General features: G+C 58.2%; 19 protein-coding genes. 8 read left to right on the top strand and 11 right to left on the bottom strand.

Annotation, left to right across the window (positions count from 1 at the left end; genetic code table 11):
* Window positions 1-42: 42 nt before the first annotated feature.
* Window positions 43-735: a hypothetical protein gene (locus PB2503_RS09660; protein WP_013301070.1), complete on the top strand. Its 693-nt coding sequence runs from the start codon at window positions 43-45 to the stop codon at window positions 733-735.
* Window positions 736-960: 225 nt separating this feature from the next.
* Here the strand turns inward: PB2503_RS09660 and PB2503_RS09655 are convergent, their stop codons facing one another.
* The 4 genes from PB2503_RS09655 to PB2503_RS09640 form a co-directional block, all read right to left on the bottom strand.
* The gene (locus tag PB2503_RS09655) at window positions 961-2,256 is read right to left on the bottom strand and encodes an MFS transporter (RefSeq protein ID WP_013301069.1); all 1,296 of its coding nucleotides are present in this window, start codon (window positions 2,254-2,256) and stop codon (window positions 961-963) included.
* A 137-nt stretch (window positions 2,257-2,393) separates the two neighbouring features.
* Window positions 2,394-3,371 carry a class II fructose-bisphosphatase gene (gene glpX, locus PB2503_RS09650; protein WP_013301068.1) on the bottom strand — a complete coding sequence of 326 codons (978 nt, stop codon included), beginning with the start codon at window positions 3,369-3,371 and terminating at the stop codon, window positions 2,394-2,396.
* 35 nt (window positions 3,372-3,406) lie between these two features.
* Window positions 3,407-4,684, bottom strand: coding sequence for a homoserine dehydrogenase (locus PB2503_RS09645; RefSeq protein WP_083811048.1), 1,278 nt, complete (start codon window positions 4,682-4,684; stop codon window positions 3,407-3,409).
* Window positions 4,681-5,097, bottom strand: a complete 417-nt coding sequence (locus PB2503_RS09640; RefSeq protein WP_013301066.1) for a hypothetical protein — start codon at window positions 5,095-5,097, stop codon at window positions 4,681-4,683. Before PB2503_RS09640 ends, PB2503_RS09645 begins: the two co-directional genes overlap by 4 nt.
* Window positions 5,098-5,192: 95 nt before the next feature.
* Between PB2503_RS09640 and PB2503_RS09630 the strand changes: the two genes are divergently transcribed.
* Entirely contained in the window at window positions 5,193-7,499 is a 2,307-nt protein-coding gene (locus PB2503_RS09630; protein ID WP_013301065.1) for a PHA/PHB synthase family protein, read from the top strand.
* A 129-nt stretch (window positions 7,500-7,628) separates the two neighbouring features.
* Window positions 7,629-7,787, top strand: coding sequence for a hypothetical protein (locus tag PB2503_RS14710; RefSeq protein ID WP_013301064.1), 159 nt, complete (start codon window positions 7,629-7,631; stop codon window positions 7,785-7,787).
* A 152-nt stretch (window positions 7,788-7,939) separates the two neighbouring features.
* Here the strand turns inward: PB2503_RS14710 and PB2503_RS09625 are convergent, their stop codons facing one another.
* The 3 genes from PB2503_RS09625 to PB2503_RS09615 all read right to left on the bottom strand — a co-directional run bounded on the left by PB2503_RS09625 (window position 7,940) and on the right by PB2503_RS09615 (window position 11,354).
* Entirely contained in the window at window positions 7,940-8,872 is a 933-nt protein-coding gene (locus tag PB2503_RS09625; RefSeq protein WP_013301063.1) for a pirin family protein, read from the bottom strand.
* Between the two features lie 120 nt (window positions 8,873-8,992).
* On the bottom strand, window positions 8,993-10,345 hold the full coding sequence (gltX, locus tag PB2503_RS09620) for a glutamate--tRNA ligase (RefSeq protein ID WP_013301062.1): 1,353 nt from the start codon (window positions 10,343-10,345) through the stop codon (window positions 8,993-8,995).
* A gap of 148 nt (window positions 10,346-10,493) precedes the next feature.
* Entirely contained in the window at window positions 10,494-11,354 is an 861-nt protein-coding gene (locus tag PB2503_RS09615; protein WP_148235249.1) for a hypothetical protein, read from the bottom strand.
* A gap of 283 nt (window positions 11,355-11,637) precedes the next feature.
* Between PB2503_RS09615 and PB2503_RS09610 the strand changes: the two genes are divergently transcribed.
* Window positions 11,638-11,769: an entericidin A/B family lipoprotein gene (locus tag PB2503_RS09610; protein WP_013301060.1), complete on the top strand. Its 132-nt coding sequence runs from the start codon at window positions 11,638-11,640 to the stop codon at window positions 11,767-11,769.
* Between the two features lie 205 nt (window positions 11,770-11,974).
* Here the strand turns inward: PB2503_RS09610 and PB2503_RS09605 are convergent, their stop codons facing one another.
* From PB2503_RS09605 to PB2503_RS14705, 3 genes are read right to left on the bottom strand one after another with little or no spacing between them, the layout of a single operon-like run.
* Window positions 11,975-13,705 (bottom strand): sensor histidine kinase, encoded by a 1,731-nt coding sequence (locus PB2503_RS09605; protein WP_148235248.1) that lies wholly within the window; start codon window positions 13,703-13,705, stop codon window positions 11,975-11,977.
* Entirely contained in the window at window positions 13,698-14,288 is a 591-nt protein-coding gene (locus PB2503_RS09600; RefSeq protein WP_013301058.1) for a sigma-70 family RNA polymerase sigma factor, read from the bottom strand. Before PB2503_RS09600 ends, PB2503_RS09605 begins: the two co-directional genes overlap by 8 nt.
* Window positions 14,272-14,481 (bottom strand): NepR family anti-sigma factor, encoded by a 210-nt coding sequence (locus PB2503_RS14705; protein ID WP_013301057.1) that lies wholly within the window; start codon window positions 14,479-14,481, stop codon window positions 14,272-14,274. Before PB2503_RS14705 ends, PB2503_RS09600 begins: the two co-directional genes overlap by 17 nt.
* A 182-nt stretch (window positions 14,482-14,663) precedes the next feature.
* Here PB2503_RS14705 and PB2503_RS09590 point away from each other — a divergent pair, with 182 nt between their 5' ends.
* The 4 genes from PB2503_RS09590 (at window position 14,664) to PB2503_RS09575 (ending at window position 19,441) form a co-directional block, all read left to right on the top strand.
* Entirely contained in the window at window positions 14,664-15,455 is a 792-nt protein-coding gene (locus PB2503_RS09590; protein WP_013301056.1) for a response regulator, read from the top strand.
* Between the two features lie 142 nt (window positions 15,456-15,597).
* Window positions 15,598-16,116, top strand: a complete 519-nt coding sequence (locus PB2503_RS09585; protein WP_013301055.1) for a hypothetical protein — start codon at window positions 15,598-15,600, stop codon at window positions 16,114-16,116.
* Between the two features lie 104 nt (window positions 16,117-16,220).
* Complete coding sequence (locus tag PB2503_RS09580; RefSeq protein WP_013301054.1) at window positions 16,221-16,838, top strand: biliverdin-producing heme oxygenase; 618 nt, start codon at window positions 16,221-16,223, stop codon at window positions 16,836-16,838.
* Window positions 16,838-19,441 carry an HWE histidine kinase domain-containing protein gene (locus tag PB2503_RS09575; protein WP_013301053.1) on the top strand — a complete coding sequence of 868 codons (2,604 nt, stop codon included), beginning with the start codon at window positions 16,838-16,840 and terminating at the stop codon, window positions 19,439-19,441. Before PB2503_RS09580 ends, PB2503_RS09575 begins: the two co-directional genes overlap by 1 nt.
* Before the next feature lie 24 nt (window positions 19,442-19,465).
* Here PB2503_RS09575 and PB2503_RS09570 read toward each other — a convergent pair whose 3' ends face one another.
* Window positions 19,466-19,963, bottom strand: coding sequence for a ferritin-like domain-containing protein (locus tag PB2503_RS09570; RefSeq protein WP_013301052.1), 498 nt, complete (start codon window positions 19,961-19,963; stop codon window positions 19,466-19,468).
* Window positions 19,964-20,105: the final 142 nt, after the last annotated feature.

Here is a 20,105-nt window from a genome sequence, read left to right as displayed (position 1 = left end):
CAATCCTGACGAGATAATGATCGTTGTGGTGGGGTAAGGGACATGGTCGAACTGTTTGAGACCAGTCAGGCAAGGCTGGCGGGACTTGTATCTGTATTTGATTTTGTGGGGCTTTCGCAGCCTGGGAATGTGGTCATGAACGACTTCACCTTCGGCCCCCCCACTTTATGGGACGCAGATGAAAATATTCCCCTCGGTCCGGATTTTGAGAGCGATGTAACCGTCACCGCGTCCGGCCGCACCAATGGCGGCACGACCTCGGTCAATTTGTTCGACCTCAATCCTGGAAACGATGTCTTTGACGGTGGCCTCGGCGTGGGGGCACCGGGCGGATTTTTCTTCCGTGGCTCCTTTGGAGCCGCTGTGACGGAGGGGGAAACACTGACCCTCACCTTCAGCGAGCCGGTGTCCATTCTTGAGGTAACCTTCAATAATGGGTTCAACTGGCCGGGCTTCCTGCCCGGAGCCCGAATCGACATCGCCGTCGATGGCGAGGCCGCCTCCGAATATGTGCTGCGGCATTTCAACGATCAGGGTGATTTTCCCCTTGTCGGCCAGACGTTTGAATTTTCCTACGTGAACGCCGCCTTCTTCCTTGGAAAATTCTTCTTCGAGCCGACCGACGCACCTGCCGACACGTTCGGCGAGGAGATGGTCGACCTCGACAGCGCCTTCTCCACAGAGGATGTCTGGACGCCGCCGATGGAGGGAGAGGCGATCGACCTCTTCAGTTGAGGGCTGACCAGCGCCAGGATCGAGAGTCGTTTCAGGTCAATGCGAAGCGGGAAAGATCTCTAGGCCTTTGTATTGTCGCGCTTTTTCAAGCGAGCCGGTGCCCATGTCGCCTGAAAATGCGCTGGAGACACCGGAATTGGCTGTTCGTATCTCCCGGCGCCCCCCTTCTTCCGCCCCTCTCCCCCCTTGAAGAAGGACGGAACGCTCTTTGGAGGGCTTTGGGCTTCAGGGCGCCGTCGCCGACGACTGGCCGCCCGCTTCCGCCCCCTGATCGTCGCGGTCTTCCTCCGTCTCCTCGTCCGCTGTATCGTCAATCCGCGGATCCAGCTCGAAAATAGCCGGTGAACTGCGCGGAACCGGGACATAGGGCTCCTGCACCTCCGGCGCCGCGCGGGCCGTCATCCGATAGAGGCCGAAAGCCACCAGAAGGGCATAGACGGACGCGACCAGGAAAAAGAGCGCCGAATTGCCGAAAGTTGCCATGATGGGCGGGGCGATGATCGGGCCGATCACCGATGCGGCCCCGAACAGCATCAAGAGACCTCCATTCACCGATAGCGCCTCCCCCTGCTCGGCGTGATCATTCGCATGGGCTACGGCGAGACCGAACCCTGGGAGAGCGAAAATACCGAAGGCAAAACCAGCGATGAGAAGGGGGCCCCGCCCCAGCTCCGCCACCGCCGGGATCCCAAGCGCGGTAATCACGGTGCCCATTGAGACGGCGATGATCACTCGCCGCCGGTCGAATTTGTCAGAGAGGGCGCCGATCGGCCACTGACCGATCGCACCGCCAAAAATGATCGCCGCGATAAACGCCCCGACCGTCTCCTTCGTGAACCCTGCGGCGGTCAAAAAGACCGGGCTGAGGGACCAATAAGCCGCCGAGGAGACCCCCACAACGAACGCGCCCACCGCCGCCAGGGGCGACACGCGGAAGAGTTTCCGCACATTGAGCTTGGCGCTGGCAGGGGGCGCCGGCGCCGCCACACGGGTCAAGGCAATCGGGACAAGAGCGATCGACAGCCCGATGGACATCACGATGAAGGGCGGGAAATCCGTCGGTTCGAACAGACCCACCGCCAATTGCGCCACCGTCACCGAACTGAAGTCCGTGATCCGATAGGTCGAGAGAATCCGTCCCCGGCTTTCATTGGTGGAGATTTCGTTCAACCAGCTCTCAAGAATGATCTGCAAGGCGGCAAAGCAGAAGCCGGTCACCACCCTGAGCAACAGCCACGCCCACGGAACCGTCACAAGCGAATGCGCCAGAGCCGCCGCAGAGGCAATGGAGGCGAAGGCAGTAAAGGCCCGAATATGTCCCACATTTTGGATCAATCGCGGGGCATAGCGGCAGCCTGTGATGAAACCGGCGAAATAGGCCGACAGGAGTAACCCGATCACGGCATCGGGAAACCCTGAAGAGATTCCGCGGAGCGCAAGCATTGTTGTTTGAAGACCGTTGGACGCCAGCAAAAAGGCAGCGGCCAGGAGGAGCGGCAGGAGGGTTCGGGTTTGAGACACCTCCCTGTCGCTAAAGAACACCGCAGGAATTACAAGTGTTGCGCCGCACCTAAGGCCAGAAAAAAGACGCCCTCCCCCCCCGGGCGGCACTCGTCCAAGACGGGCCCCGACCTTGCGCGCCTATTTTCGGTGACCGCTTATTTCAGGAAATCGTAGTTGGCGGATTTGGTCGACGCTTCGAGATAACGGACCGTGCCGGATTTGGACCGCATCACAACCGTATTGGTCTCGACACGATCACCCTTCCACTTGACGCCCTTCAGCATGGACCCATCGGTCACGCCCGTGGCCGCGAACATCACATCGCCGGAGGCCATGTCCATCAGGCTGTATTTCTTGGAAAGATCAGTGATCCCGGCCTTTTCGGCGCGCGCCCGTTCATCGTCGTTGCGGAAAATAAGCCGCCCCTGCATCTGGCCGCCGACACAGCGCAAAGCCGCCGCGGCAAGGACGCCTTCGGGAGCCCCGCCGGACCCAAGATAGAGGTCGATGCCGGTATTCGGATCGGTGGTGTGAAACACCCCGGCCACATCGCCATCGGGAATCATGAAGACCCGCGCATTGACCGTCCGGGCCGCATCGATAATCGCCTGATGCCGCTCACGGTCGAGGACGCAGACCGTCAGCTCGGACGGCTTGACCCCTTTTGCCTTCGCCAAATTTTCAATATTCTCCCGCGGCGAGGCGTCCAGATCGATCACCCCATCGGGATAGCCCGGCCCGCAGGCAATTTTTTCCATATAGACATCGGGACTATGGAGGAGTGAGCCACCGGTCGCCATGGCGACCACGGCGAGGGCATTGTGCATCGCCTTCGCGGTCAGGGTCGTGCCCTCCAGCGGGTCGAGGGCAATGTCGACGGCCGGGCCGCCCTTCCCGACTTTCTCGCCGATAAAGAGCATCGGGGCTTCGTCGCGCTCTCCCTCGCCGATCACCACCGTCCCATCGATATCGAGCTTGTTGAAGGCGTCGCGCAGCGCTGACACCGCCGCCTGGTCCGCCCCTTCCTTGTCTCCTCGACCGATCATGGTCGACGCGGCAACCGCCGCCGCCTCAGTGCAGCGGCTGAGTTCAATGGCGAGAAAACGGTCAAGATATTCGGTGGAGGTGCTCATTAAACTCATTCCTCAACTCTTTAAGGATCGATTCTTTAAGGATCGATCATGGGATAGGCCCCGGGCGCATGGCGAAGGGCTGATTGCGCGGAAAGCTTATCTAAAACCGAGCGTAGGTCACGCGCTTTTACGGACGTCGTTACCGCAATGGCGTCAATGTCCCCCGCTGTGCCTAAGGAAGGGGGCAAATCGAGGCGATCAATGCCAACCCCCGCCGCCTCGATATCGGTAACGAGATCGTCGAGCGCCCCATGATCCGCCGCCAAGGGTAAGCGCAAGGCATAGATGTCTTGGATGTCGCCCGCATCGGCAATTGTCACTTCTCGCAATCTCATGGCGGGACTGGCAAAGACCGGGCCGCCGTCCCCCCGGGCGAGCGTGCAAAGGTCCGCCGCCACGGCCGCTGCGGTGGCCCCACCCCCCGCGCCGGGTCCGGCAAAGAGCAGATCGCCAAGGGGGCTGGCGGTAACGGAAACGGCATTACCCGGCCCATGCGCCTGGGCGAAGGCATGATCGTACGGCACAAGCGCCGGCGTGACCCTCAAGGCCAAGCCGTCCCCCTGCTGTCGCGCTTCGGCGACTAATTTCATGACCCGATCGAGGCGCGTTGCCATCGCCAGATCTCCAAGACCCACGCCCGTGATCCCTTGCGCCGTGACCGCATCGTCCGGCAGGGCGGCGTCAAAGGCGATCATCGCCAGAATATGGAGTTTATGGGCCGCATCGATGCCATCGATGTCGAAACTCGGATCCGCCTCGGCGTAGCCGGCCTCCTGCGCTTCCTTGAGAACCTCGTCGAATGCCGCCCCTTCGGCCGTCATTTTGTCGAGGATGAAATTACAGGTCCCGTTGAGGATGCCGGAAAGTCGCTCTGTATGGCATAGAGCCAAGCCATCGCGCAGGCCGCGCACAATCGGCACGCCCCCGGCGATCGCCGCCTCGAATTTCAGGGCCGTCCCCCGCTCTTCGGCAAGGCGCGCAAGTGAAAGGCCGTGGGCAGCGATCAGCGCCTTATTCGCCGTGACCACCGGTTTCCCCGCCTCTAGCGCTGTCTCCACGGCGGTTTTGGCCGCCCCCGACGCGCCCCCCATCAGCTCCACAAAGACATCGATCTCGTCCGAGGCCGCCAGCGCGACCGGATCATCGACCCATGTCATGTCGGCCAAATCGATCCCGCGATCCCGGCGCCGGTCGCGGGCACATATGGCGGTCACCGTCGCCTCGATGCGGGCGCGTCCAGCTCTCCGCTCATCGGCCAGGAGCTGTAGGAGACCCACCCCCACAGTCCCCAATCCGGCCACTCCTATCCTCATTGGCGGTCCTCCTTCGGAAAGCGATCAGCCAACGAGCCGACAGACCTGGCAATCGCGCGATCCCGTTCAAGCTGGGCGAGTAAACGGTCTGCCCGCGCCCTGAGGGCGGCATCGGCTTCGGCTTGCTGCGCATCGGTAACAGCCCGCCGCACCGTCGCCCGTGTCTCGGCCAAATCCGACCGATCCGCCGCCAGGGCGATATCACTCGGCATCGCCGGCGCTTCGTCGGGCACAGTGGACAATGGGCGCGGCGGCGCCGCCGCTGCCTCGGCCGTGCGCTGGGTGATTCGGTCGGCGATAACTTGGTTTTCCGTCCCCTCAAGGCCCACGCTCTGCGGCACGTCCGTTTCGCAACTGCTTAAAAAACCGCAACCGACCACAGCAGTAAGCGCGATTTCGATGGCTCGCCGCATGAAACCCTCGCCCCCCCGTTGCGTCCGCCCTATAGGCCCGTACATCAGTCGAGACCGCGTCTACGCACGCCCATCGCCTCAAGGCAAGGAATCCGATGTCAGAGAACAATCAAAAAAAGACCTCTCCTTCCCCGCGCCGCAAGTCCGCAACGAAACGCGCGGCGACAAAAAAGACGACCCCCACCAAAAAGACAGCGGCGTCGAAAAAGGCCGCACCGGCGGAAACACCGCCGCAGCCTTCGGCTGATCGCACCCCTCGGCGGGCCCCCTCCGCCCCGCGGAAGATCTCTGCGGTGAAGACGTTCGAGGATAAGGGCAGCGCCTCCCCGAAGGAGGAGGGGATCGACCTGGCGGCCGCCGCAGAGAAGCAAGACCAACCGGGCAGCGCGCCGCAGACGGCCGACCCCGCCAAGGGCGCCGCGAAGGGCGCCAGCAGTGAGCGTGCCGCGACCTCCTCCGCCCCGTCTTCCTCGGAGAAGACACCGGCCCCAGAGAATGCGGCCCCAGAGAATGCGGCTCCAGAGAAGGCGGCTCCAGAGAAGGCGGCTCCAGAGAAGGCGACAACGAAGACTGCGCCTAAGGCGGCCGCCATGACAGGGCTGAAGGCCGATCCGGCGGCCCCCGTTTACACGGATATGAAAAAGTTCGCCGAGTATATGGCTGAAATCAATGTCCGGACACGCGAGATCCTCGAAGACGTTGTCGATCGGAGAGCCGATCTTGGGCGTAAAAATACCGAGACCAATCCCGATCCCTTAAATGTAAGCGAAGCCGGCACCGAAGTCGCCGCGGCGCTGACCTCAAACCCTCTCCGACTCATGCAATTACAACTGGGCCTGTGGGAGAACTATACAAAGCTCTTCTCAACGACTCTGGAACGGATGTCGGGCGTAGAAGCCAGCCCCATTGCGCAGCCGAAACCCGGGGACAAACGCTTTCGACATAAAGCCTGGGAGGAAAATCCCATGCTGGACTTCATCAAGCAGAGCTATCTTCTGTTTGGGGAATGGGTCGACAATGCCATTGCCAATGCCGAGGGCGTTGATGCCGCGACAAAGCGCCGGGCCTATTTCCATGCCGACCAGTTCCTGGCCGCCATGTCACCGACCAATGTCCCCGCGCTCAACCCAGAAGTCATCGACGAGACCCTGAACAGCCAGGGGGCAAACTGGGTGGCCGGGTTCCGCAACTTCATGGACGATCTCGAACGAGGTCGGGGAGAGCTGGCGATCAAGCAAGCCGACCTCGACTATTTCAAGGTCGGCGAGAACCTCGCCACAACCCCCGGCAAGGTGGTCTATCAGAACGATCTGATGCAGCTTATTCAGTACACACCGGTCACCGAGAATGTCGCGGAGCGGCCGATTGTGATTTACCCGCCTTGGATCAACAAATTCTACATCCTCGATCTGCAGCCGGAGAATTCTTTTATCAAATGGCTGGTTGCCCAGGGCCGCACCGTATTTTTGGTGTCATGGGTCAATCCCGAGCCTTCGTTGAAGGATAAATCTTTCCCCGACTATATGCGTGAAGGGATCTTCGAGAGCCTCGAAGCGATCGAACGAGCGACCGGATGCAATGAGGTCGATACGATCGGCTATTGTATCGGCGGCACCCTCCTCGCCGTCACCTTGGCCTATATGGCGCAGGTCGATGACAATCGAATCAAGACAGCGACATTCTTCACGGCCCAGACCGATTTCGAAGAAGCCGGCGATCTGCTCCTCTTTGTGGACGATAAGCAGCTGGACAATTTGGAAAAACAGATCGACGCGGCCGGCGGCGTGCTCGAAGGCTCCGCCATGGCAAGAACCTTCAATATGCTGCGCCCGAACGATCTGATCTGGTCGGCCTTTGTCGATAACTATTACAAGGGAAAAGAGGCGAAAAAGTTCGACCTTCTTTACTGGAATGCGGATGCCACCCGCATGACCAAGGCGTGCCACCTGTTCTATCTCAAGAACTTCTATCGCGACAATCTTCTAGCAAAAGGCGAATTGGAGATCGAAGGGGTGAAGATCGATCTCTCCAAGGTGAACATCCCTATCTTCATGCAGGCGGGAGAAAACGATCACATCGCGCCATATCAATCCGTCTACAGATCGGCTAAGCTGTTCGGCGGAGATGTCCGATATATGCTGGCGGGCTCAGGCCATATCGCCGGGGTCATCAACCCCCCGGAAAAGAAGAAATATCACTACAGCACGAACGATCAATTGCCTGATACCGTCGAGGACTGGAAAGAAGACGCCGAGCGCCATGATTATTCCTGGTGGCCCTATTGGATCAAATGGCTCGCCGATCGCTCCGAAGGCACTGTCCCGGCTCGCCAGCCAGGTGACGGCGACTTGCCGGTGCTTGAGGACGCCCCCGGGCACTACGTCCTGACACAGAGTGAGTGAACGGATATCGGGGTCCGGCGACGGCGTTTTTCTCCCCCCCCCTGCGCTCTAAGGGTCACGGTTGTTAACGACCCGTTAACCCTGGCGCGATCAGACTGGTTAATGGCTGGTTACATTTAGGGCAAAAAGATGGGCGCAGAGAATGCGACGACCCGTGAACTTTATTCACGGCTTGGCGATACGGAACAAAAACGCCGGATGACAGCGGATAAAGTCTTCCGTCTGTTGCGACGTCCGGACCTTGTGGGCGAGACGGTGATGCGCGGCAGCCCCAAGCGCCCGGCCTGACGCCCCTCGACGACTGTCCAGGGGCCCCTCCCCCTAGGCGGTGATCGATCAGGTCATCAAAAAGAGCCGTTTCAATTGGATCGGTGCTGTGACCGTCTCTTGAGTCTTTGTCTTATCGCGCGAACCGGTCTCCACGTCGCTTGATAAGGGCTCTAAGGCGACGGAAGGGGGATGAACTCTTCGGCGTCGTCGGGGGGAAGCTGGAATCGCCCTTCCTGCCAACGCGCCGCGGCCCAGTCCGCCTTCGCCGCCTCGATTTTCTCCATCGAACTCGCAACGAAATTCCACCAAATGTGGCGGGGGCCATCGGCCGTCTCGCCCCCAAAGAGGAGAAGGCGCACAGGCCCCTCCTCCGCCTTGAGAGTCAAAGCGTTTATCGATCCGAAGACGGCGCACTCGCCCGCCTCAATTGTTTGCCCGGCCACGCGGCACCGCCCGTCGACGACATAGATCGCCCGGTCTTCATGATCGTCGGGAACGGGAACACTTGCCCCTTCGGCGAGATGGACATCGACATAGAGCGTGTCGGACAAAAGGGTGGCCGCCGCCACTTCGCCATAGGCCCTTCCCAGAATGACCCGCATCTCAACCCCCTTATCGGACAGGACTGGCCGGCTCGCCGCCCCATGGTGTTCGAAATGCGGCGGCATATCCTCTTTATCCTGTGGGAGGGCCACCCAGGTTTGAATGCCGGACAGTCGGCGCGCCTGACCCCTTGTTTCCTCTGGGCTCCGCTCGGAATGGGTAATGCCCTTTCCGGCAATCATCCAATTGACCGCCCCCGGCGTAATATCCAACGCGTTGCCCAGGCTGTCGCGATGGCGCAACGCGCCTTCATAAAGATAGGTGGCGGTCGCCAGACCGATATGAGGATGCGGCCGCACATCCACGGCCTTACCCGGCGCGAATTCAGCAGGGCCGATTTGATCGAAGAAGATGAACGGCCCAACCATTTGTCGCTCAGACGAGGGCAGCGCCCGGCGAACCGAGAACCCGCCGAGATCGCGCGCCCTTGGCACGATGATCGTCTCGATTTCAGCGTTCGGTTCGTGGGCCTTTGGCGGCAAATCGTTCTTGCGGCTCATGGGCGTTCCTCTCACCAATAATCTAGACCCTTTTCAGCGATGGGAGAACCGGTTCGCTTGAAAAGGGGATCAGACAAAGGCCAAGCGACGTTTCACAACTAGGGGGGGACTGAAACGGCTCTAGGCGTCTTCACCGAGGAAACGCTGTTTGGCGCGCGCAGCGCCGATCAGCGTAAAGAGGACCGGCATCTCAGGACCGAAGCTCTTTCCGGTGAGGGCCAGCCGAAGGGGCATGAAAAGCTTCTTTCCCTTTCGCCCCGTTTCAGCCTTCACCGCATCGATAATGGCCGGCCAATCTTCTGGCCCCACTTCGCGATCGGGCACAGCGGCGGCGGCGGCTTCGGTAACCGGTCGGTCTTCTTCGGCGATGACCGGCTCGATGGGCTTTTCAATGATGTCACGCCATTCGCACGCGTCGGCGATGGTTTCGATATTGCCTTTCACCGCCTCCCACAGGCGGTCATCGATATCCAATTGCGCGAGCCGCCCTTTGAGCCGTTCATAGGGCATCTCATGGAGGAGGCGGGCGTTCAGCGCGATCAATTCCGTCTGATTAAACCGCGCAGGCGCGCGCCCCAGGCGATCGAAGGCAAAGCCCTCGGCCAGCATGTCGAGGTCAGCGGCGGGGATAACCGGGTCCGCCGTCCCCAGACGGGCCAGCAAGCTCGTGATCGCCGCCGCCTCAATTCCTTGCGCGCGGAGGTCTTCAATTGTCAGCGAACCAAGTCGCTTCGACAATTGCTCACCATCCTTGCCCACCAGCAGGGAGTGGTGACCGAATTGCGGCAAATCCCCCCCGCCGCGAATCGATAGAATGGCGGCAAAGATTTCGAGTTGCGCCGCGGTGTTGGTGACGTGATCTTCGCCACGGATAATATGGGTGATGCCCATATCGACATCGTCGACGCATGACGGCAGCGTGTAGAGAAATTGCCCATCCTCTCGAATGAGAACGGGGTCGGAGATCGAGCTGGTATCGACTTTCGTCTCTCCCCTGATCATATCGTCCCATTCCACAACCGAACGACTGAGCTTAAATCGCCAATGCGGCTGACGCCCCTCCGCTTCGAGGGCCGCTTTTTCATCGGGTGACAGGGATAGGGCGGCGCGATCATAGACCGGGGGCAAGCCGCGGGCGCGTCGCAGCTTTCGTTGGCGATCGAGCTCCTCCGGCGTCTCATAACACGGGTAGAGCAAAGACTGCGCCTTCAACTCCTCCGCGACGGCGCGATAGGCATCAAAACGCTCTGACTGGCGGGCAAATTCGTCATGGTGGAGGCCCAGCCACGTCAGATCGTGGCGGATCTGGTCCTCAAATGCGGTGGTCGACCGCAACCGATCGGTATCGTCAGAGCGAAGAAGAAAGGTCCCCGCCGTTCGCCGGGCAAACAGCCAGTTGAACAGCGCGGCGCGTACATTGCCGACATGAAGCTTGCCCGTCGGTGAGGGGGCGAAGCGAACTTTCACAGCCATGAAAAGCGATCCTCCGTCGCAGGAAAGCGACTGAAAAGCCCGTCCTTAGAGGGCCTTGCCTGTGGAAGATAGGACCGAGATGAGAATCGGCTCTCCTGCGAAGAGATAGAAGTGCCCGCCCCCGAAGCGGCGCGATCGGCACCAGAGATCAATCGACGCTGAGTTTCACGCCGACATAATCTTCATTGTCGACGATCTTGTCTTCCCATGTCTGGAATTTCGACCGGCGGCGAACATAGTTCAGCGAGAGGTCGGCCGGGCCGCGATTGATCATCAGCCCCGCTTCGAGATCGCCCATCGTCATACTGTCGGCCACGTCGACCGATTGGGCGATGTCGGAAAGGCCCTGAGCGGTCTGGCGATCCCACGTCACCCGCGTGCCGTCGGCGGCGGCATACATATACCACCCAGCCTGTCCCTTCGCCTGATCCGTGATGAGTTCCCCGACCCGGATCTCCCCCTTGAACCCGCGGACCGTGCAGCCCCCATCGACACAATGGGTAATCTCAGGGGCAAGGGTAAAGCCGACATCTTGATTGTCATCCGCCCCAGACGCCGAAAATCTCAAGGTATTCGGCGAACAATGATCGGCTTGGCCAAAGGCAAAGCTCGCCCCATTGCCCACCGCCGCCATCGCCGCGCGGGTATCGAATTGATCCGCCACAGCGCGCACCAGCTGACAGGTCTGAGCCGCTTCGGCTTCTTTCAGGAACTGAGCGTAGCCCTGGGGCAGGGTAGCGGCGGTTTGATGGGCATGAAAAGTCAGCCCCGAGGCGGCATTGTCTTCGGGGGCCGGGCCGCTAAGGGGGAGCGCACCGCCCTCTCCGTCTGCAGCCGCTGAGGAGGCCTCCTCCAATAGAGGCGCCCATGATTGCTCGTATCGGCGTTCGTCGAGAAGAGCCTGGTAATCGGGGGCGGCGCCGATGGGCTGAGCGTGGCTAATGCCCGTCATCATGACGGTGCCGGCCAGAAGACCGCAAACCGCTTGGCGATTAGAAACGCCACTCATTCCCATCATACTCCTACTTCATCCATATTGGATGACCTCCTGCATGTACCACACCACAGGGCATCCTCACCATGAAATTACGCAATTGCGACCAACTTAAGTCAAAATCTGTAACTTCAGGTGTCTGTCCCATCTGTCATGGTGGCTATTTCATGAATGATAAGGAGAGTGAGACCTATTCGGTTCCCAGGATTGGACAGGAATAGGCAACCTTTTTTCCGCGGTGTCCCGGGAACACCCAAACGCCTTTGACGTTGAGAGAATGAACAGAAGAGGATCACCCATGCAATATTTCGTTCGATTGACCGCTTTATTTCTCCTCAGTCTCGCCGCTGTGGGCTGCAATACTGTCGAAGGTGTTGGCCAGGATGTCGAAGAAGTCGGCGAAGAAATCGAGGATGCGTCCACATATTAAGAGGTCGGCCACAAGATCGATCCGACAGGAAAAGCCAGACCAGCCGGTCTGGCTTTTTTTTGGGATAGTCCCCTTCTCTTTGGTTTGGCCCCTTCTTTCCAAAGCCGCGCCAAAGTCCCTCTCCTGCGCTCTCTCCTTGCGCCTGGGCCCGCTTCCCCTCCTCCCCCAGAGCGCGGAACCGGTATCCACTTCGCGTGAAAAGGCTCTAGCTGACAATCTTGCGTTGTCGGCGGTTGGGAACTACGAGCTTGATCCTGAGGCCGGTTTCGGGCGGCGCCACATTCTCCATCTGGAGATCCCCGCCGAGCTGGCGGGAAAAGGCCAACATCAACCGTATGCCGATTCCCCGATGTTGGCCGGAACGAACGGATTGAAGCCACTCTTGGCTTACCCCAGAGCCGCTATCGACCACCTCCAGGACAGCGCGCTCTCCGTCATAGGAGAGATCGATCCGGACCTCCCCCCCCTCTTGTTCCCCGAAAGCATATTTGATCGCATTGGTGATAATTTCGACAATCAACAGAGCCATGGGAATGGCGTCATCCGCAGACCGATCGAATTCATCGACCCGCCATTTGATCTTGACCCCCATATCCTCCGCTCCCAACGCTTCGCTGAGGTGTCGGAGAAGTGAGTCGAAAAAGAACGGCATATTGACGGTGTCGATCCGCTCGTACCGATAAAGAGTTGAGTGGACGATCGATAGCGCGTCCATACGATGGCGAATATCGGCCAGCATTTGTCGCGCCTCCGCATTGGCAACGGTACGACTTTGTAGGCTGATAAAACTGGTCACAATCTGAAGATTGTTTTTGATCCGGTGATGCACTTCGGCAATGGCTGCATCGCGCGTCGCGACGGCCGCGCGATAATCGGCATCGCGTTCACCGATTTTGCCGGCCATGGTCTCCAAGCCGATGGCAAGATCTCTGATCTCCTTGGGGGCCGCCTGGAAATCCTGTCCCTTGAAGGTGTAAAGCCCCTCCCCATAAGCAATGGCAAGATCCTGCAAATGCGCCATCCACCGCAGGATCATACGCTGGATAGCAATCCAAGTGGCGATCAACGCGATGAGAAAGACCGAAACTGGGATCAGGACAAAGGAGATTGGCCCCCAATAGCTTTGCGAGAACAGGCCCGGCTTTGGCGCCGTTACAATGAAAAAGAGGTTCTCCCCCTCAAGCGGTCGGACCACGACATCGTAGGTTTTATTATCGAGCCCCGTCATCTGAAACAGTTGGGCACGCCCCCTGCTCCGCGTTCTGTCCAAATAGACCGGATTAATCGCCGCGAAGTGCTCATTTCCCAAGATCGTTCCATCGATATCCGCGAGAGCGAAATCGACGTCCCTTTGCGATTCAGATTTGACCGCTTCCATCAGGGGCGCCACCCCGATGGAGAAATGACTGGCCCCGGTCGGCTCATCCGTGTCAGGATCACGGGCATAACGAGATAGAACAAACACCCACTGATCGCTCAATCGCCCATAAATGAGGGCAGAGCGATAGGACAGGTTATCGTAGGGGGCGGTGGGCGCCGGCAGGGAGATGCGCGCGGTGAAACCGGCATTTCCTTGCGACGAGCACAGAATATGACGGTTCATATCGGCGCTGGAAACCGTCGTGACGAAGGGGACAAATTCCCTCACCGTCTCTAAAATCCGATCACACTGATCGGGGGCGATGGCGTCAGCATAGGTCGCAAGAAGGACTTCCGCTTCGTTGATCTTGTTGGCCACCGACCGCAATGTCCTGTCGGACTGGACGAGCAATTGTTCGCCGCGATCGACATAGGAGGAGCGCGCCAGGAGATAGGCCTGGAGAGACGCCAGCAAAAGAACGGGGATCAGCGAGACCGATAGCCAAAAGAGCAACCGATCCCTTAACGATCGGTCGACGCCCAATCGATCGGGAACGGAGCGAATTTCGTCAACCAACCTTGCCCGTCAGATTTGCCGCTTCGTTGACGATATCTTCAAAGGCGCGGCTAGCCGTCGCCCCATCATCGGCGTTGAACCCCGCCGTCCCATTCTCCACAAGTTCCAGGAGGGCTGTCCGCGCGCGGCTGACACGGCTCTTAATTGTGCCGACCGCACATTCGCAGATCTGGGCGGCCTCCTCGTAGGACACCCCCCCAGCCCCCACCAAGATCAAGGCTTCCCGTTGATCGGTCGGCAAGGCCTGAAGGGCATTGCGGATTGCCAGCAATTCGAGCGGCGCTGTGGGATCTTCATTCGCAACCAGTGTCGCCTCCGCCACCTCTTGATCGAGGGGCTGAGACCGCCAAGCCCGGCGCTGCTGGGAATAGAAGAGATTACGCAGAATAGTGAAGGACCATGCCTTCATATTCGTCCCGGGTTTGTAGCTGGCCCGTGCCTTCCAAGCCTTCAGCAAGGCTTCCTGCGCCAAATCATCAGCCATGGCGCGGTTACCGCACAGCGTACTCGCAAAAGCTCTGAGATGGGGAATGAGGCCCGTCAATTCGGATTTGAAGCCCGCATCGTCATTGGTCGCGGTCACAAGACCTCTCAGTTCGTTGAGGCTCGTCGGCCCTGCTTGAATTGCGCTCGGCATCCTCGAGCAATTTTAGAAAATCCTGCGGAATATCTTCGTGGACGACTTGATCGTAGAGCGTCCGAAGGTGATCCCCCAATTTTTGTCCGCGCGCCCGGCCTTCCCTCGGTTTCCGGCCGTCCTCGTCAGAATCGGTCATGCAATCACCCACATTCAATCGAAATGACCTCCAATAACCACGGAGCTCATCATAAGAAGAAGTCCTACTGTAATCCCCTATAAGGGTTTGGGTTCCTCCCGATCGCCAACTTTTTTCGCGGGGCCAGGCAACCAAACCAACCCATTAAGCGTTCGGTCGATCTATAGCAGAAGCGAGGCTCCATGGATTTCGTCAAATTGTTTGGTCCCCACCTGCCGTATCTGCGGCGCTATGCCCGCGCCCTGACCGGCAGCCAGGAGAGCGGTGATGCCTATATCCGCGCCTCTCTGAGTGCGCTGGCTGAGGACCCGACCCAAATTGACGAAGCGGATTCTGCGCGGGTTGCGCTTTATCGATTCTTCCACACGATTTGGGGCGCGACCGGGGCCGAGCTGGAAACTTCGGCGCTCCGCGAGACAGCGAGCGGACCCGAGGATCGGTTGCAATCCCTCGCGCCCGTCCCGCGCCAAGCGTTCCTATTGGTCTCGCTTGAAGGGTTCCGTCGCTCGGAAGCCGCCCAAATTCTCGGCCGTAGCGAGGCCGAGGTTGAGGCGCTAATCGACGAGGCACAACGAGATATCGAAAGCGATCTCCGAACCCGCGTCCTCATTATCGAAGATGAAGCGATCATCGCGGCAGATCTCGAACAATTGGTCACCGACCTCGGTCATGAAGTGACAGGGAACGCGATCACCAAAGATGAGGCCATCGAAAAGGCCAAGCAATCTCCGCCTGGTCTCGTGCTGTGCGACATTCAACTCGCCGACGACTCCTCCGGGATCGATGCGGCCCAGGAAATTCTCGCCCTGTTCGATGTGCCGATCATCTTCATCACCGCCTATCCAGAGCGCTTGCTGACGGGGGAGCGGCCTGAGCCCACCTATCTGATCTCCAAGCCTTTCCAGGATAACACGGTCAAGGCGGCCATCGGCCAGGCTCTCTTCTTTCATCCCCGGAAGGAACAGGCGGCCTGACTATTGGGCTTTGCGTTTCTGATGGGGCCGCCCAAAGCTCCCATTAAGGGGCCGCAAATTCAGGACATCGTTCAAGACCGTCGATGATTAATGCAGGCGGAACATTATTGAGCCTCCCCCGTTATTATAGGTGGAGGCTTTTATGTCTAAATATTTTACTGCTCTTGGTATTGCGGTGGTGACGTTTTCGAGCGCCGCAACTCTTGCAAATGTTGATGGCGATGCCTTTGGCGAAGAAACCCATAGCGTCAGCCGTCAAATGATGGAGATGGATGCGATACAGAGCTTCGGCCGCATCGATATTGATCGCAATGGGGTGATCGATATGGACGAATTTCGGGCGCAGGCCGTCGTTTATGCCGAACTGGCCCGCCTCAATCGGAAGATTTCCGTCGATACAGGCGATACTCTCATCTCGATTTCAGCCCCGCGAGGTGTTGCAGATCGTGTCGACCCCACCGAGCGGGCGGCCATCGACGCCATTGCGCGCCGTCGGTTTCATCTCGAAACGGAGGGAACAGGGTTCGACAGACAAGCCTGGGCAAAATACCGCTTGGCCCGGTTTGAGGAGTTCGACAATAATGACGACGACATCCTTTCCGGGGCAGAATTAGCCGGCTTTTATCGTGCCGTCTCCTTCTCCACGTCTTCGAATATTTGACATATGTTATCTATTTAAGAACTGGCACCTCTACGATCATGGATATGTGAAGAGGGAGAGGAATAGAGCATTGCCTTTTCTCTGAAGGCGGCTAGGTCTGTGGGATGCAGGCCGCTCAGAACAATATTTCGCCGAAAGTGCCTTTGGCATCTCTTCACCCGACCCTACGGCATCGCTTGCGCGCCGAAACACGGGCAAGCCACGATCAGCTTGACCTGCTCATGGGCGAAGGAAAGTGGAATTGCCTGGCCTTTCGGCGCCGGTTTTTTCTCACCCATGCCATAGGGTTTGCCACATTCGGCACGCTGTTCCGTGCAGCAGGGGCGGAGTGGTACGACCATTGGTCCACTTTGGCCTTGGACTATCTTGGCCGAGATCTCGACGATCTTGGTCTTGGGCCGCTCAATGCCCTTGTGCATCCCCTCCCCCCATCGCGCGCCCTTGACCCCGATGGCTTGGCCCCCGATGGCTTGGCCTATGTGATGATTGGGTCACGGTTAGGGGCCGCATTGCTCCGCCAACATATCAAAGCGCAAGACGCAGCACCGAGCCATTATCTCCATCTGTTTCCCGATGGCGATATGTGGTCTGATCTGGCAAGGCGTCTTTCTATGGCGCCCGCCTATGGAATGGCGGCCGATCGCATTGTAACCTCCGCCGAAACGGGGTTCGCGCTCTTTATCAACGCCCACCACACCGCTGTAAACGTGCTGCCTCATTGATGACCTCGGACAATCTTCTTTCCCCCGACATGCCGGTTGACCTGACCAATTGTGACCGTGAACCCATTCATCAATTGGGGCACATTCAATCTTTTGGATTTCTTTTTTGTCTGTCATCGGACTGGTCTATTTTGAAGGTGTCGGAGAATGTAAATCAATTTCTTCCTCTTCAAGTTTCTGACCTGGTCGGCGAACATGCGTCGAGGGTCCTCACCCCCGATGCATTGCACGATCTGCGCAGCCAATTACAGATGTTGAGCCACGAGGATAGCGTAGAGCGAGTCTTCCATCTACAGCCCTTTTCGTGTACGGATTACCTATACGATGTCGCTCTTCACATGAGCGGTCGGTCAATTATTCTAGAATTCGAACGCTCAGAAACCAGCCAACACCGCGATTATACACCGACCGTCAGATCGATGATTGGGCGGGTTCAGCAATCATCGACCCTTGCGGATTTATCGAAAATGGCGAGCCGTCATGTGCGGGCTCTGACCGGTTTTGATCGAGTGATGGTGTATCGCTTCGCCCCCGATGGATCTGGGGAGGTTGTGGCAGAATCTAAAAACGCGGATCTCGACCCTTATCTTAATCTTCGCTATCCAGCTTCCGACATACCCCAACAGGCCAGGGCTCTATATGTTCGCAACCCTGTCCGCATCATTTCGGATGTCCACAGCGTCCCGGTTAAGATTGTTCCGGCAACCGATGAGAATGAGGCTCCCCTCGACCTTTCCCTCAGTACACTAAGATCTGTCTCGCCGATCCACATTGAATATCTCCGCAATATGGGGGTCGCCGCGTCGATGTCGCTTTCTATTACGTATCAAGGAAAGCTCTGGGGGTTGATCGCCTGTCATCACTATCGCCCCATGGTCCTGTCCTTTGAGAAGCGAACGGCCTGTGAGCTTTTCGCCCAAATGCTATCCTTTCTCGTCAGCGATTTTGAGAGCCGCGCCGCGCTTGATGCCACTACCCGATCCCGGACTGTACATGATCGTATCATGGCGATGATCGCCGAAGGGGAAGGCCTGGCCGATAATTTCGATATTCTGATCGATCAGATGGCGGCGATCATCCAGTTCGATGGCGCGGCCCTTGCCATAGATGACCATATCGTCCGTTCCGGGACAACACCTTCTGTACAGGACATACAAGGGCTTCTCAGGTTTCTGAACACGACCCATGGCAGCGAAGTTTACGCCGCCGATTCGCTGTCACGGTACTATCCGCAAGCCCAGTCTTTCGCATCCCACGCGGCCGGGCTTCTCGCCCTCCCCGTCTCGCGGCGTCCGCGAGACTACCTTTTGCTGTTCCGGAGAGAATTGCGCCGGACGGTGACCTGGGCAGGCGATCCCCGAAAGTCCGCCACGGTGCCAGGGCCGAACGGCCCCCGCCTGACACCTCGAAAAAGCTTTGAGGCATGGCAGGAAGAGCTCTCTTTCCACAGCGCTCCTTGGACTGAAGGGGAGATTGCGGCGGCCGATTCGCTTCGCGTGACATTGTTAGAAGTCGTGCTCAGAATGACCGCTGCCGCGAGCGAAGCACAAGCTGCCCACAAAGCGCAGCAAGATATCCTTATCGCCGAGCTCAATCACCGTGTTCGTAACATCCTCAATCTGATCCGGGGAGTGATTACGCAAAGTAACGTAAATTTAGCGACGGCAGAACAACTTTCCAATGTCCTCGAAGGTCGAATAGACGCCCTTGCCCGCGCCCATGATCAAATTACGGATCATAATTGGGGACCGCAATCGGTTCACAATTTGATCAATATAGAAACTGAAGCTTATGGGACAGATCAACTGGATCGGGTGAAACTGACCGGGACTGATGCCTATTTGGTGCCTTCTGCGGCAACCACCCTTTCGCTTGTGGTTCATGAACTTACCACAAATGCGGTTAAATACGGCGCGCTTTCGGTTGAGAACGGATCTATCGAGATCCAGCTCACCGAGGACGAGAGCGATTTAGTTATCACATGGCGTGAATCCGGTGGCCCCACCATCTTGGCTCCCAGCCGGAAGGGGTTCGGATCGACCCTCATTGAAAAGTCAATTCCCTATGATTTGGGGGGGGATGCCTCAGTGTCCTTTCCGCCTGAGGGGCTGAGAGGCAAGTTCAGGATTCCCGGACGGTTTATCGATCGCTTCTGGGAAGCGACACAGGCCGAACTATCCGTACCGAAACGAGCGAAAGCAGCTGCGCAGGAGGAAACCTTGACTCTGCCGCCGCTCGCCTCGGCCCTGATTGTGGAAGACAATCTCATCATCGCGCTCGATACGGAAGAAATGTTATCCGCCCTAGGCGTGAAGACGATCGACCTTGCGTCGAATATGGCCACCGCCGACAGATTGATCAGCAAAAAGAAATTTTCTATCGTGTGTCTCGACATCAATCTTGGGGGAGAGGAAAGTTTCCCTCTTGCCGAGCGTCTTTCGAAAACCAACACCCCCCATATTTTCACCACCGGTTTTGGCGCGGCAGGTCTTCCTGACCAGTATGAGACAAATGCGCCGATCCTGAAAAAACCATACCGACTCGAGGACCTCAAACACGCGATTGCCCGAGCGTGTTCTGAAACGCTCGGGCAATATCGTTGATGAGGTCAACGAAGGGGGAGTGGTTTACGCGGCGGCTTTGCGATTGATGCCGTTCTCTGCGATATCGGAAAATGTCCGATCACCACTATATGTTTCATCCAAGCACTTTTGCAGTTTGGACGCTTCCTCCGACAGGCCGAGACGTCGGGCAAACGCCACAACACAGCCATATCCGGCAATTGCGTAATGCGCCATGCGCTGATACTGAGTAATGATCATCGCGTCGCGTACGTCATTATCGGAAAAATCCGCCTCGAGAACGTGCGCATTCACCTCTTTCACGATGCCTTCCATACCCTTACAAAATTCACCGGTGGGTTCGGCATCATGCCCTTTAACGAGGTCCGCAACGATCTCAATGCCATTGTTTGTCCCTTCTAGGCTGCGCTGCAACGCGGCCTTCAGATCCGCATCCGTGGCGGCGTTGATAAGCTTTTCGGTTGCTTTTTGGGACTGACGGTTTGCGCTGTACACATCTTGCAGTTGGTCGATATAGACGTCTTTCAAGGTCGCGAGTGTCATAACGTTCCTTCCTTTCATTCTGTGAGGACGAGATCGAACGCCGAAGAGCGAAAACCAAGTCTCGTCACTATCTCCTAAAGGAACGTCCTGTGGTCGATGGCTGTTCCCGATCGATGTGCGACAAGCTGTCAGCATAGACCGG

Source organism: Parvularcula bermudensis HTCC2503 (genome assembly GCF_000152825.2).
Lineage (GTDB): Bacteria > Pseudomonadota > Alphaproteobacteria > Caulobacterales > Parvularculaceae > Parvularcula > Parvularcula bermudensis.
Note: the sequence above shows the minus strand (reverse complement) of the source record. Positions and strands in the feature narration are given on the sequence as shown.

Excerpts from the sequence above, each read along its gene's own strand:
- PB2503_RS09660 (WP_013301070.1), top strand. The coding sequence starts at position 43 with ATGGTCGAACTGTTTGAGACCAGTCAGGCAAGGCTGGCGGGACTTGTA.
- glpX (WP_013301068.1), bottom strand. The coding sequence starts at position 3,371 with ATGAGCACCTCCACCGAATATCTTGACCGTTTTCTCGCCATTGAACTC.
- PB2503_RS09645 (WP_083811048.1), bottom strand. The coding sequence starts at position 4,684 with ATGAGGATAGGAGTGGCCGGATTGGGGACTGTGGGGGTGGGTCTCCTA.
- PB2503_RS09640 (WP_013301066.1), bottom strand. The coding sequence starts at position 5,097 with ATGCGGCGAGCCATCGAAATCGCGCTTACTGCTGTGGTCGGTTGCGGT.
- PB2503_RS09630 (WP_013301065.1), top strand. The coding sequence starts at position 5,193 with ATGTCAGAGAACAATCAAAAAAAGACCTCTCCTTCCCCGCGCCGCAAG.
- PB2503_RS14710 (WP_013301064.1), top strand. The coding sequence starts at position 7,629 with ATGGGCGCAGAGAATGCGACGACCCGTGAACTTTATTCACGGCTTGGC.
- PB2503_RS09625 (WP_013301063.1), bottom strand. The coding sequence starts at position 8,872 with ATGAGCCGCAAGAACGATTTGCCGCCAAAGGCCCACGAACCGAACGCT.
- gltX (WP_013301062.1), bottom strand. The coding sequence starts at position 10,345 with ATGGCTGTGAAAGTTCGCTTCGCCCCCTCACCGACGGGCAAGCTTCAT.
- PB2503_RS09615 (WP_148235249.1), bottom strand. The coding sequence starts at position 11,354 with ATGAGTGGCGTTTCTAATCGCCAAGCGGTTTGCGGTCTTCTGGCCGGC.
- PB2503_RS09610 (WP_013301060.1), top strand. The coding sequence starts at position 11,638 with ATGCAATATTTCGTTCGATTGACCGCTTTATTTCTCCTCAGTCTCGCC.
- PB2503_RS14705 (WP_013301057.1), bottom strand. The coding sequence starts at position 14,481 with ATGACCGATTCTGACGAGGACGGCCGGAAACCGAGGGAAGGCCGGGCG.
- PB2503_RS09590 (WP_013301056.1), top strand. The coding sequence starts at position 14,664 with ATGGATTTCGTCAAATTGTTTGGTCCCCACCTGCCGTATCTGCGGCGC.
- PB2503_RS09585 (WP_013301055.1), top strand. The coding sequence starts at position 15,598 with ATGTCTAAATATTTTACTGCTCTTGGTATTGCGGTGGTGACGTTTTCG.
- PB2503_RS09580 (WP_013301054.1), top strand. The coding sequence starts at position 16,221 with ATGCAGGCCGCTCAGAACAATATTTCGCCGAAAGTGCCTTTGGCATCT.
- PB2503_RS09575 (WP_013301053.1), top strand. The coding sequence starts at position 16,838 with ATGACCTCGGACAATCTTCTTTCCCCCGACATGCCGGTTGACCTGACC.
- PB2503_RS09570 (WP_013301052.1), bottom strand. The coding sequence starts at position 19,963 with ATGACACTCGCGACCTTGAAAGACGTCTATATCGACCAACTGCAAGAT.